This window comes from Streptomyces sp. DSM 118878 (genome assembly GCF_052936595.1).
Map to the genome: position 1 here is coordinate 763,602 of NZ_CP193622.1, position 12,236 is coordinate 775,837.

Sequence of the window (12,236 nt, forward strand, 5' to 3'; positions counted from 1 at the left end):
GCCGGACCACCTCGCGAACGAACGCCCCCCCGGTTCAGGCGCCGACGTACGCCGCGAGGTGCTCGCCGGTGAGTGTCGCGCGCTTGGCCACCAGGTCGGCGGGGGTGCCCTCGAAGACGACCTTGCCGCCGTCGTGACCGGCGCCGGGGCCGAGGTCGATGATCCAGTCGGCGTGCGCCATGACGGCCTGGTGGTGCTCGACGACGATGACCGACTTGCCGGAGTCCACGAGACGGTCGAGCAGCCCCAGCAGTTGCTCCACGTCGGCCAGGTGGAGCCCCGCGGTCGGCTCGTCCAGGATGTAGACGCCGCCCTTCTCGTTCATGTTCGTGGCGAGCTTGAGCCGCTGCCGCTCGCCGCCGGAGAGCGTGGTGAGCGGCTGGCCGAGGCTCAGGTAGCCGAGCCCGACGTCGACGAGGCGGAGGAGAACGCGGTGCGCGGCCGGTGTGCGGGCCTCCCCCTCGCCGAAGAACTCCGCGGCCTCGGTCACGGACATCGCGAGCACCTCGCTGATGTCGCGTCCGCCGAGGCGGTATTCGAGGACCTCGGGCTGGAACCGCTTGCCCTCGCACTCGTCGCAGGGCGTGGAGACCCCGGCCATCATCGCCAGGTCGGTGAAGATGACGCCGGCGCCGTTGCAGGCGGGGCAGGCGCCTTCGGAGTTGGCGCTGAACAGTGCGGGCTTGACGCCGTTGGCCTTGGCGAAGGCCTTGCGGATCGGGTCCAGCAGACCGGTGTACGTCGCCGGGTTGCTGCGCCGCGAGCCGCGGATCGCGCCCTGGTCGACGACCACCACATCCGGGTCGACGCCCTGCGAGCCGCCGACGAGCGAGCCGTGCACCAGCGAGCTCTTGCCGGAGCCCGCGACCCCGGTGACGACGGTCAGCACGCCGAGCGGGATGTCCACGTCGACGTCGCGCAGGTTGTGCGTCGAGGCGCCGCGGATCTCCAGGGCGCCGGTGGGCTCGCGCACCGTCTCCTTCAGGGACGCCCGGTCGTCGAAGTGGCGTCCGGTGAGGGTGCCACCGGACCGCAGCCCCTCGACGGTGCCCTCGAAGCAGACGGTGCCGCCCGCCGCGCCCGCGCCGGGGCCGAGGTCGACGACGTGGTCGGCGATCGCGATCGTCTCCGGCTTGTGCTCCACGACGAGCACGGTGTTGCCCTTGTCCCGCAGCCGCAGCAGCAGGTCGTTCATCCGCTGGATGTCGTGCGGGTGCAGGCCGATGGTGGGCTCGTCGAAGACGTACGTGGTGTCGGTGAGCGAGGAGCCGAGGTGGCGGATCATCTTCACGCGCTGTGCCTCGCCGCCCGACAGCGTGCCCGCGGGCCGGTCGAGGGAGAGGTAGCCGAGGCCGATCTCCACGAACGAGTCGAGGGAGCGCCGCAGCGCCGTCAGCAGCGGCGCCACCGAGGGCTCGTCGAGTCCGCCGGCCCACGTGGCCAGGTCGCTGATCTGCATGGCGCAGGCGTCGGCGATGCTGATCTTCTCGATCTTCGAGGACCGCGCCTCGGCGCTGAGCCGGGTACCGTCGCACTCCGGGCAGGTGGCGAAGGCGACGGCCCGGTCCACGAAGTCCCTGATGTGGGGCTGCATGCCCTCGCGGTCCTTGGCAAGGAACGACTTCTGGATCTTGGGGATGAGCCCCTCGTAGGTGAGGTTGACGCCGTTGACCTTCACCTTGACCGGCTCGCCGTACAGGAAGGCGTGGAGCTCCTTCTCGGTGTACTCGCGGATCGGCTTGTCCGGGTCGACGAAGCCCGACTGGGCGTAGACCTGCACGGTCCACTGGCTGTCGGACTTCCAGCCGGGGATCGTGAAAGCCCCCTCGGCGAGCGACTTGGAGTCGTCGTAGAGCTGCGTGAGGTCGATGTCGGAGACCTTGCCGCGGCCCTCGCAGCGCACGCACATGCCGCCGGTGCGGTTGAAGGTCGCCTTTACGGTCTTCGTCTTGCCCGCGCCGCGTTCGACGGTGATCCCGCCGCTCGCCCGGACCGAGGCGACGTTGAAGGCGAACGCGTTGGGCGAGCCGATGTGCGGCTTGCCGAGGCGGCTGAAGAGGATGCGCAGCATCGCGTTGACGTCGGTGGCGGTGCCGACCGTGGAGCGCGGGTCGGCGCCGAGCCGCTGCTGGTCGACGATGATCGCGGTGGTGAGGCCGTCGAGCACGTCGACCTCGGGCCGGGCGAGGCTCGGCATGAAGCCCTGCACGAAGGTGCTGTACGTCTCGTTGATCATCCGCTGCGACTCGGCGGCGATGGTGTTGAACACCAGCGAGCTCTTGCCCGAACCCGAGACACCGGTGAACACCGTGAGCCTGCGCTTGGGGAGTTCGACGCTGACGTCCTTCAGGTTGTTCTCCCGAGCCCCGTGTACGCGGATCAGGTCGTGGCTGTCGGCGGCGGGCAGCGCGGGCGCCTGCTCCTCCGTACGTGGGGCCTTGCTCATCGTCTCTCCCTCTCCCGGGGCGTGCTGTGCATGACGCCCAGGTTATGGAGGCCGCGGTGCGGGCGCTTCTTGATTCCTGATCGGTTGCACAACCGTGCCCTCGCACACGGCCGGGCGGGCCGGCCGGACCCCCCTTTTCCAGGTGGTCCCGACCGGCCCGCCCAGCGGGTACGGCGGTTACGGCGGTGTGTCAGCGGCCCGCGGGCGCCAGCTCACGTTCGGTCTCCGCGCCGGGCGTCGCCGTGTCGCCGAGGTTCTTGTGCAGCTTCTCGCCCTCCACGTCCACGTTCGGCAGCGCCTTGTCCAGCCAGCGCGGCAGCCACCACGCGGACTTGCCGAGCAGGGCGAGCACCGCGGGGACGATCGCCATGCGGACGACGAAGGCGTCGAAGAGGACGGCGATGGCCAGGCCGAAGCCCATCATCTTGATCATCTCGTCGTTCTCCATGATGAAGCCGGAGAAGACGCTCATCATGATGACCGCGGCCGCGGCCACGACCCGCCCGCCGTGGGTGAAGCCGGTGACGACCGACTCGCCGGCGCTCGACCCGTGGACATACGCCTCGCGCATCCGGGTCACGAGGAAGACCTCGTAGTCCATGGCGAGACCGAAGACCACGCCGATCATGAAGATCGGCATCATGCTCATGATCGGGCCGGGCTGGTCGACGCCCACGATGTCCGCGAGCCAGCCCCACTGGAAGACGGCGACGACGGCGCCGAGCGCGGCGGCCACCGAGAGCAGGAAGCCGAGCGCCGCCTTGAGCGGGACCAGGATCGAGCGGAAGACCAGCATCAGGAGCAGGAACGCCAGGCCGACGACCAGGGCGAGGTACGGAATGAGCGCGTCGTCCAGGGTCTGCGAGAAGTCGATGATCATCGCGGTCTGGCCGGTGATCAGGATCTCGGAGCCGGTGTCGTCGCCGATGTCACCGGCGCTCGAACGGATCGTCTTGACCAGTTCCTCGGTCTCGTGGTCGCTCGGCCCGGTCTTCGGCACCACGTTCATGATCGCGGTGTCGCCGGCCTTGTTGGGCGCGGGCGGCGTCACGGCGACGACTCCCTCGACCTCGGCGAGCTTGTCGCTGACGGTCTTGGCGGCGGCCGCCACGTCGGCGTCCTTGCTGATCGTGACCATCAGGGGGCCGTTGAAGCCCGCGCCGAAGGACTCGGACAGCATGTCGTACGCCTTGCGCTGGGTGGTGTCCGGCGCGGACGTGCCCTCGTCGGGCAGACCGAGTTCGAGGCTGGCGGCAGGCACCGCCACCGCGCCGAGGCCGACGACCGCGACGATCAGGACGGCGAGCGGGCGGCGCAGCACGAAGCGGGCCCAGCGGGTGCCGAGCTTGGGCTTGGCGTGCGGGTCGTTCAGCGTGCCCGCGGGCTTCTTGCGGTCCTTGCGGCGCAGCACCTTGCGGCCCGCGAAGCCGAGCAGCGCGGGGATCATGGTGAGCGCGATGAGGACGGCGACCACGACGGTGCCCGCGGCGGCCAGGCCCATCTTGGTGAGCATCGGGATGTTGACGACCGCCAGGCCGGAGAGGGCGACGACGACGGTGAGCCCCGCGAAGACCACGGCGGATCCCGCGGTTCCGGTGGCCCGTCCAGCGGCCTCCTCCGGCGTGCGGCCCTCGGCTATCTCCGCCCGGTAGCGGGAGACGATGAAGAGCGCGTAGTCGATGCCGACGGCGAGGCCGATCATCATGGCCAGCGTCGAGGTGGTGGGGGAGAGATCGAGGGCACTGCCCAGCGCACCGATGGCGGAGATGCCGATGCCGACGCCGATGATCGCGGTGAGCAGCGGCATGCCCGCGGCGACCATCGAACCGAAGGTGATGATCAGGACGACCGCGGAGATCGCGATGCCGATGAGTTCGGCGGTACCGCCCATCTCCTGCTCGGCCATGACGGCGTCACCGCCGGTCTCGACGGTGAGCCCCGCGTCACGGGTCTCGTCGGTGGCCTTGGTGAGGGCCTCCCGCGACTTGTCGGTCAGCTCGGTGGCGATCACCTTGTACGTGACGGACGCGTACGCGGTGGTGCCGTCCTTGCTGACGCTCTTCGTCTTGTACGGGTCGTCGACGCTCGCGACCTGCGAGCCCTTGCCGATGGCCGCGATCATCTGCTCGACCTCGGCCTTGGGCTTCGCCGAGGTGATCTTCTCGCCCTCGGGGGCCCGTATGACGACGCGGGCGCTGGCGCCATCGGCGCTGGCGGCGGGGAAGCGCTTCTCCAGGAGGTCGAAGGCCTTCTGCGACTCCGTTCCCGGCATCGAGAACGAGTCCTCGGGTGCTGCCGGAGCGGTCGAGGCCGCGACGATCGCACCGCCGAGGAGCGCCACCCATAGCAGTGCCACATAGCGGCGCCGCCTGAAGGCGAGGCGGCCTAGTTTGTACAGGAACGTAGCCACGGCGAAGGGGACTCCCGTCGGGGTTGGGCAGGCAGGGTCGGCCCCCTTCGATGTGCGGTCCGCACATTCGAGGTGCGATCTCCGCACGTCAGGGGGTCCAGCAGGATGCCTTTCCATAGTCACCGCCGAATGCGGGGCGGATGTCCGACTGCGAGCCGGACTATCGACCCGCATGCGCTGTACTGCGTCACGCGGAGTGTCATCCCGTGGGATGAGAGCGTGTCCCGGCTTCTCGGCCACAGGGTGCAGTCACGTGTCAACGGTTTGGACGTCATTGGCGCGGAATCTTCGGTTCCCCTTCACCCGGTACCTGCACGATGTGCATAAATGTCCACGCCTTGACGCCCACGGCCCACCTCGCTAGCCGGCCACGTACTTCCTCAGGTGCTGTGCCGTCACGGTGTCCCCTGCGGCGACGAGTTCGGCCGGGGTTCCCGTGAAGACCACCCGTCCGCCGTCGTGCCCACCGCCGGGGCCCAGGTCCACGATCCAGTCGGCGTGGGCCATGACGGCCTGGTGGTGCTCGATGACGATCACGGTGTTGCCGTCGTCGACGAGGCGGTCGAGGAGGGCGAGGAGCTTGTCGACGTCGGCCAGGTGCAGTCCGGTGGTCGGCTCGTCGAGGATGTACGTCGACGACTTCTCCGCCATGTGAATGGCGAGTTTCAGCCGCTGGCGCTCACCGCCCGAGAGCGTGTCGAGCGGCTGACCGAGCCTCAGATAGCCGAGACCGACGTCGAAGAGCCGGCCCAGGATGGCGTGCGCCTGCCGGGAGGTGGACGTCTGCCGGGAGCCGGACTCCTCCCCGGAGCCGAAGAAGCCGCGCGCCTCGGCCACCGACATGCCGAGGACCTCGCTGATGTTCTTGCCGCGCAACCGGTAGGTGAGCACCTCGGCGGTGAAGCGCTCGCCGCCGCACTTCTCGCACACCGACGCCACCCCGGCCATCATCGCCAGGTCGGTGTAGACCAGGCCGAGCCCGTTGCAGGCGGGGCACGCGCCCTCGGAATTCGCGCTGAACAGCGCCGCCTTGACGCCGTTGGCCTTGGCGAAGGCGGTGCGGATCGGGCCGAGGAGCCCGGTGTACGTCGCCGGATTGCTGCGCCGGGAGCCCCGGATCGGCGACTGGTCGGCGACGGCCACACCGTCCCGGACGGAGAGGTAGCCGTGGATCAGCGAGCTCTTGCCCGAGCCCGCGACTCCGGTGACGACGGTGAGCACGCCGGCCGGGATGTCGACCTCGACGTCCTTGAGGTTGTGCAGGTCGGCGCCCTTGACGGAGAGCTGCCCGGTGGGCGTGCGCACCGTCTCGCGCAGCCGGGCGCGGTGGCCCAGATGCCGTCCGGTCAGCGTCCCCGAGGCCCGCAGCCCCGCCACGTCACCGGTGTAGCAGACGGTCCCGCCCGCCTCACCTGCCCCGGGCCCCAGATCCACCACATGGTCGGCGATCTCGATGACCTCGGGTTTGTGCTCCACCACGAGCACGGTGTTGCCCTTGTCCCGCAGCCGGACGAGCAGGTCGTTCATCCGCTGTATGTCGTGGGGGTGCAGGCCGATCGTGGGCTCGTCGAATACGTACGTGACGTCGGTGATGCTGGAACCGAGGTGGCGGACCATCTTCACGCGCTGCGCCTCACCCCCGGACAGCGAGCCGGACGGCCGGTCCAGACTGAGGTACCCGAGCCCGATCTCGGTCAGCGACTCCAACAGCTCCCGCAGCCCGGCGATGAGCGGCGCGACACCGGGGTCGTCGAGCTCGCGTACGAACGCGGCGAGATCGCTGATCTGCATCGACGAGCACTCGGCGATGTTGCGCCCGTCGATCCGCGAGGAGAGCGCGGCGGCGGAGAGCCGGGTTCCGTCACAGACCGGGCAGCGCGCGAAGACGACCGCGCGGTCCACGAAGGCCTTGATGTGCGGCTGGAGGGAGTCGCGGTCCTTGGCGAGCCAGGTCCGTTGCATCTTGGCGACGAGGCCCTCGTAGGTGAAGCCGTTGGAGCCGACCTTCACCTTGACGGGCCCCTTGTGGAGGAGGTCGGCCCACTCCTGCTCGGTGAAGTCGGCGAGCTTGGTGTCGGGATCGTAGAAACCGGAGTGGGCCATGACCTGCCAGCTCCAGGAGTCGACCGCGTAGTACGGCACGAGGAGAGCGCCCTCGTTGAGCGAGAGCGAGCGGTCCACGATCTGGTCGACGTCGACCGTGGAGACCTCGCCGGTGCCCTCGCACTCGGGACACATGCCCTCGGGCAGGTTGAAGCTGAACGCCGCCGACGTGCCGATACCGGGGACGCCCAGGCGGCTGAAGATGATCCGCAGCATGGTGTACGCGTCGGTGGCGGTGCCCACCGTGGAGCGCGAGTTGGCGCCCATCCGCTCCTGGTCGACGACGATCGCCGCGCTGAGGTTGCGCAGCGCGTCGACGTCGGGGCGGCCGAGGCTCGGCATGAAGGACTGGACGAAGGCCGTGTACGTCTCGTTGATCAGCCGCTGCGACTCTGCGGCGATGGTGCCGAAGACGAGCGAGGACTTGCCCGATCCGGAGACTCCGGTGAAGACGGTGAGCCGCCTCTTGGGCACGTCGACGGAGATGTTCCGCAGGTTGTTCTCGCGGGCGCCGCGGACCTGGATGACGGTGTGACTGTCGGCGGAGGTGGGGTGGCTGGCGGCGGGGTCGGTCTGCACGGGGCACTCCTTGGCAGGACAGGACAGGGCGGGGCAGGGCAGGGCAGGGCAGGGCGGAGTCAGAGGCCGGGGGGGGCGAGTCGGAGGCGGAGACAGGGAAAGCGTACACCGTACCCAATTCCAGCGAAGAGGTTTTCCGCGGGCAGGTGCCGGGGGCGGGTGCCGGGGGGCGGGGCGTCCGGGGTGGCCGCCGTCGGCGGAGGTCTGTGGTCCGGGCGCCAGGACCTCCTCCAGACTGGCCCCATGCATACCGAACAGACCGATGCCTACCTGCGGCGCATCGGCGTCAAGCGCCCCGCTTCGCCGAGCGCGCGGGCGCTGCGTGAGCTGCACGTGGCGCATCTGCGCAGCGTCCCCTTCGAGAACCTCTCGATCCACCTCGGCGAGGAGATCGAACTCCGCGACGAGGCCCTGGTGGCGAAGGTGGTGGACGCGCACCGAGGCGGCTTCTGCTACGAACTCAACGGCGCGTTCGCGGCCCTCCTCACCTCCCTCGGCTTCGACGTCACCCTGCTCCAGGCGCGGGTGTACGGCGAGGGGGGACGGCTCGGCATCCCCTACGACCACCTCGCGCTGCGCGTGCGCACGGAGGAGGGCGGCGACTGGCTGGCCGACGTCGGCTTCGGCGCCCACAGCCAGTTGCCGCTCCGCTTCGACGAGCGGGGCGAGCAGACCGATCCCGCGGGCACGTTCCGCCTGGTGGAGACCGCTGGGGGCGACCTGGACGTGGTCCACGCCGGGAGCCCGCAGTACGTCCTGGAGCTCCGCCCGCGCGAGCTGGCCGACTTCAGCGCCGGCGCCTGGTACCACCGGACGTCACCGGAGTCCCACTTCACCCGGAACCTGGTCTGCTCGATCCTCACCGAGGACGGCCGGATCACGCTGAGCGGCCGCAAGCTCACCACGACGGTGGGCGGCGAGCGCCAGGTGACCGAGCTGACGTCGAAGGCTCAGGTGCTGGCGGCGTACGAGCGGCACTTCGGCGTCGTCCTGAAGGGGGAACCCGTTCTCCGGCACATTGCCTGACGGTACGGCGATGAGTTCCGGGCGGCGCGGCAGTCTCTGTACCAAGAGCGTGGCAGCAGCCCGCGGCCGCGACACGGGACAGGAGAGCCTCATGCCGAAGATCACGCCGAACCTCTGGTTCGACATGCAGAGCGAGGAGGCCGCGACGTTCTACTGCTCGGTCTTCCCGAACAGCTCCATCAAGAACGTCTCGCACTACGGGGAGGACGCTCCGCGCCCGGCCGGCACCGTCATGACGGTCGAGTTCGAGCTGGACGGCAATCCGTTCACGGCGATCAACGGCGGCCCCGAGTTCCAGTTCACCGAGGCCGTCTCCTTCACGATCGACTGTGCTGACCAGCAGGAGGTCGACCACTACTGGTCCAAGCTCGCCGAAGGCGGCGAGGAGGGCCCCTGCGGCTGGCTCAAGGACAAGTACGGCCTGTCCTGGCAGGTGATCCCGGCCGCCCTCACCGAGCTGCTCGGCGACCCGGACCCGGCACGCGCCCAGCGGGCGACGCAGGCGATGTTCGGCATGAAGAAGCTGGACGTGGCGGGGCTGTACGCGGCGGCGGACGCGAAGGCGTAGGAGGAGAGGGCGTCCCCGGCAGCGGCCGTCCGCCGTACGCGCCCACCGCCCGCCGCCTGTCGGCAGTCGCCGGCCCGACCCCCGGGGCGGCCCGACCCCGGACGGCCCGACCCGGGGGCCGCGCGGGCGAAGTGGCCCACCGGCCCCTCACACCTTCCGGGCCACCACCAGCCGCCAGTGTGGGCTTCCGTCCGGGCGGCGGCCGAACTCCTCCAGGGGCAGCAGCCGCACCTCGAAGCCGGCGCGGATGAGCTCCTCGCGTACGGCGGACAGCTCGAAGGTGCGGTAGTACATGACGAACGGCGGGCGCCACAGCGCGTTGCGGACCCGCATCACCCCGTCGAAGCCGAGCAGCGCCCAGTGCCACGGGGAGCGGACCGGCTGCGGGGCGCCGATCGGGAACGCGAAGAGGCCGCCGGGGCGCAGCGCCCGGTGGACGCCGGCGAAGAGCGCGGGGCGCTCGGCGGGCAGGAAGTGGCCGAAGGCCCCGAAGCTGACGGCCACGTCGAAGTCACCGGCGAAGGGCAGGGCGCGGGCATCGGCCCGGACGAATCCGACCGTGGGCCCGTCCCCGGGGCCGCCCCGCACCGCCGCCGCGGCGGCCCCCAGCATCCCCGCGCTGAAATCCACCCCGGTGACCCGCTCCCGGCAGAGCGGCAGCAGCGTCGACACGCCCGCCCCCGTCCCGCAGCACACATCGAGACCGGCGTCGAAGGGGCCGAGCGGGCGCAGAACTTCGGCCGTCGCGGCCAGAAAACGGTCAGGCGTGCGGAACGGTGTCCGGTCGAACTTCGGGGCGAGCAGGTCGTAGCCCCGCTCGGTGGAGGAGAGCGCCTGAACGGCCAGTTCGCGCAGCGTGGGACCCTGGGAGGTGAACATCGGCACCAGGGTAGCCAGGGCGGCGGTCCCGGGGCGGTGCCATGGCCGGTTACCGCCACGAGGTCTGTCGGGGGCGGCGCGGTTCGGGTAGAGCTGCACCTCGGCTCAGCCCCCGTCCCGTACCTCCGGAGGTGTTCCATGACCACCGACCAGCCCAGGACCGACCAGCCCACGACAGGCCGACCCGCGACAGACCGGCCCGCGACAGACCGGCACAGGCCGGCGACCGCGTCGGGCAAGACCCGCTTCGACGACATCTACGACCAGCCGGACCCGCGCGACTACTTCCGCACGCTGGCCCCGTACGAGTACGAGATCCCGCACCACGCCCAGGTCGTGTTCCGCCACACGCGCGAGCTGCGCTCCCGGGTCCTCGCCGCCGGGCAGCCGCTGACCGTACTCGACCTCTGCTGCTCGTACGGCGTCAACGCGGCGCTGCTCAACCACGACGTCACCCTCGCCGACCTGTACGCCCACTACACGTCGCCGAAGGTCGCCGCGCTCACCACGCAGGAGCTCATCGAGCGCGACAAGGAGTTCTACGCCCTGCGGCGGCGCCCGGACGCCACGGAGATCATCGGGCTCGACACCGCGCCGAACGCCACGCGGTACGCGCTGGACGTCGGCCTGCTCGACGAGGCGTACGCGGAGAACCTGGAGCGGCACCCGCCCAGTCCCGCGCTGCGCCGCGCGGTCGCCCGTACCGGGCTCATCACCGTCACCGGCGGCATCGGCTACATCTCCCACCGCACCTTCGACGCACTGCTCGACTGTGCCCGTGAACCGGTGTGGGTGAGCGCGTTCGTCCTGCGGACCGTGCCCTACGGGCGCATCGCGGCGACCCTGGCCGCGCACGGCCTGGCCACCGTCACGGACACGGCGCGGACCTATCCGCAGCGGCTGTTCACCAGCCCGGAGGAGCGGCGTGACGCCGTACGTCAGGTCATCCGGGCCGGTGCGGACCCCACCGGGCGGGAGTCCGCGGGCCGGTACCACGCGCGGCTGCACGAATCACGGCCGCGCACGGACTGAACCGGCCCCCGCCGGAAGGGCGTCAGAGCGTCAGAGCGAAGCTGGTGCCCGGCCTGCCGTCGAGGCGGACGTCGCCCGTGGGCACGAAGCCGGCACGGGTGAGCACGGCCCGTGAGGCGGGGTTGTCGAGCGTCGTGGCGGCGCGGAGCCCGGTGAGACCGTACGCGGTGACGGCGAGGTCGCAGGCCTGTCGCACGGCACTCGTGGCGAGGCCCTGGCCCGTCGCCTTCTCCGCGATCCGGTAACCGAGCTCGGCGCCGCCGTCCGCCACGTCGACGAGGTTGACCCGCCCGAGCACCTCTCCCCCGTCTCCCACGAGGACGTGGAAGTAGCAGTCACCCGCGGCCTGTTCGGCGAGGAGGGCGCTGTGCCGTGCCGCGAAGTGTTCGAAGTAGGCGTCACCGCGGTCGGGGACCGACGCGGCGAAATAGGCACGGTTCGCCTCCTCGAAGGCGAGCAGCGCGGGGGCATGCTCGGCGCGAAGCAACTGGAGCGAGTGGGTCGTTGAAGACGTGAACATGAAAGAACCCTACGCACCCCCCGAGCAACCACCACGCGACCACCACGCGACCATCGAGTTCGACGAGCGGCACCAGGGGCCTTCGCTGCGGGGTCGCTCGCGGGTTCAGTCGGTCCCCTCCCCCTCCGCGTGCTCGTACAGCGCCACGAGCACGCCGTGCACCGGCTGGTCGTCCGCGTCCTCCTCGGCCTCGTCGACCAGCCGGGCGAGCGTCTCACCGAGACGCCGCGCCCGTTCGGGGCTGAGGCGCACATGCCGCAGGGAGAGCGTGGTCCTGGCTGAGCGGTCCAGTTCCTGGGCCACGGCACCCAGCATCGCGGCGGTTCCCGCGGCCTGCGGCTCGGCGACGGTCATGCGTTCGGCGACCCGCTGGTAGTACTGCTCGGTGCCGCCCCTGACCTTGCGGGTCTCCGTGACGTGCACCAGGCCCGCGGTGCGCAGCACCTTCAGGTGATGGGCCACGTTGCCCTTGCCGGTGCCGAGCCGTGCCGCCAACTGGCTGATCGTGGCGGGGCGGTGGCCGAGGGTGAAGAGCAGGCGCTGGCGCAGCGGGTGGGCAAGCGCGGCGTGCTGCTGCGGTGAATCGACCTCCAGGACGCGGCTCGGCGGCTGAGGCGGCTGTGACGACTGAGGTGACTGAGGCGGCTGAGGCGGCTGAGGCTCGGACATGCAG

The 12,236-nt window shown here is 70.6% G+C and carries 9 protein-coding genes; 3 read left to right on the forward strand and 6 right to left on the reverse strand.

Annotation, left to right across the window (positions count from 1 at the left end):
• Positions 1-34 precede the first annotated feature (34 nt).
• From ACRAKF_RS03300 to ACRAKF_RS03310, 3 genes are all read right to left on the reverse strand, one after another.
• A complete protein-coding gene (locus tag ACRAKF_RS03300) occupies positions 35-2,446 on the reverse strand; it encodes an ATP-binding cassette domain-containing protein (protein WP_447035235.1) in 2,412 nt (803 codons plus the stop codon).
• A gap of 190 nt (positions 2,447-2,636) precedes the next feature.
• Positions 2,637-4,856 (reverse strand): MMPL family transporter, encoded by a 2,220-nt coding sequence (locus tag ACRAKF_RS03305; RefSeq protein ID WP_447035237.1) that lies wholly within the window; start codon positions 4,854-4,856, stop codon positions 2,637-2,639.
• A 360-nt stretch (positions 4,857-5,216) separates the two neighbouring features.
• Complete coding sequence (locus ACRAKF_RS03310; protein ID WP_447035239.1) at positions 5,217-7,538, reverse strand: ATP-binding cassette domain-containing protein; 2,322 nt, start codon at positions 7,536-7,538, stop codon at positions 5,217-5,219.
• A gap of 243 nt (positions 7,539-7,781) precedes the next feature.
• Here ACRAKF_RS03310 and ACRAKF_RS03315 point away from each other — a divergent pair, with 243 nt between their 5' ends.
• Positions 7,782-8,564 carry an arylamine N-acetyltransferase family protein gene (locus ACRAKF_RS03315; protein WP_447035241.1) on the forward strand — a complete coding sequence of 261 codons (783 nt, stop codon included), beginning with the start codon at positions 7,782-7,784 and terminating at the stop codon, positions 8,562-8,564.
• 91 nt (positions 8,565-8,655) lie between these two features.
• Positions 8,656-9,132 (forward strand): VOC family protein, encoded by a 477-nt coding sequence (locus tag ACRAKF_RS03320; RefSeq protein ID WP_447035243.1) that lies wholly within the window; start codon positions 8,656-8,658, stop codon positions 9,130-9,132.
• A gap of 147 nt (positions 9,133-9,279) precedes the next feature.
• Here ACRAKF_RS03320 and ACRAKF_RS03325 read toward each other — a convergent pair whose 3' ends face one another.
• The gene (locus ACRAKF_RS03325) at positions 9,280-10,011 is read right to left on the reverse strand and encodes a class I SAM-dependent methyltransferase (protein ID WP_447035245.1); all 732 of its coding nucleotides are present in this window, start codon (positions 10,009-10,011) and stop codon (positions 9,280-9,282) included.
• 138 nt (positions 10,012-10,149) lie between these two features.
• Here ACRAKF_RS03325 and ACRAKF_RS03330 point away from each other — a divergent pair, with 138 nt between their 5' ends.
• Positions 10,150-11,043, forward strand: coding sequence for a hypothetical protein (locus tag ACRAKF_RS03330; protein ID WP_447035247.1), 894 nt, complete (start codon positions 10,150-10,152; stop codon positions 11,041-11,043).
• 22 nt (positions 11,044-11,065) lie between these two features.
• Here ACRAKF_RS03330 and ACRAKF_RS03335 read toward each other — a convergent pair whose 3' ends face one another.
• Both ACRAKF_RS03335 and ACRAKF_RS03340 read right to left on the reverse strand, forming a co-directional pair.
• Positions 11,066-11,563 (reverse strand): GNAT family N-acetyltransferase, encoded by a 498-nt coding sequence (locus tag ACRAKF_RS03335; protein ID WP_447035249.1) that lies wholly within the window; start codon positions 11,561-11,563, stop codon positions 11,066-11,068.
• Between the two features lie 105 nt (positions 11,564-11,668).
• Positions 11,669-12,232 carry an ArsR/SmtB family transcription factor gene (locus ACRAKF_RS03340; protein WP_447035252.1) on the reverse strand — a complete coding sequence of 188 codons (564 nt, stop codon included), beginning with the start codon at positions 12,230-12,232 and terminating at the stop codon, positions 11,669-11,671.
• Positions 12,233-12,236 lie beyond the last annotated feature (4 nt).

Excerpts from the sequence above, each read along its gene's own strand:
- ACRAKF_RS03300 (WP_447035235.1), bottom strand. The coding sequence starts at position 2,446 with ATGAGCAAGGCCCCACGTACGGAGGAGCAGGCGCCCGCGCTGCCCGCC.
- ACRAKF_RS03320 (WP_447035243.1), top strand. The coding sequence starts at position 8,656 with ATGCCGAAGATCACGCCGAACCTCTGGTTCGACATGCAGAGCGAGGAG.
- ACRAKF_RS03340 (WP_447035252.1), bottom strand. The coding sequence starts at position 12,232 with ATGTCCGAGCCTCAGCCGCCTCAGCCGCCTCAGTCACCTCAGTCGTCA.
- ACRAKF_RS03330 (WP_447035247.1), top strand. The coding sequence starts at position 10,150 with ATGACCACCGACCAGCCCAGGACCGACCAGCCCACGACAGGCCGACCC.
- ACRAKF_RS03335 (WP_447035249.1), bottom strand. The coding sequence starts at position 11,563 with ATGTTCACGTCTTCAACGACCCACTCGCTCCAGTTGCTTCGCGCCGAG.
- ACRAKF_RS03315 (WP_447035241.1), top strand. The coding sequence starts at position 7,782 with ATGCATACCGAACAGACCGATGCCTACCTGCGGCGCATCGGCGTCAAG.
- ACRAKF_RS03325 (WP_447035245.1), bottom strand. The coding sequence starts at position 10,011 with ATGTTCACCTCCCAGGGTCCCACGCTGCGCGAACTGGCCGTTCAGGCG.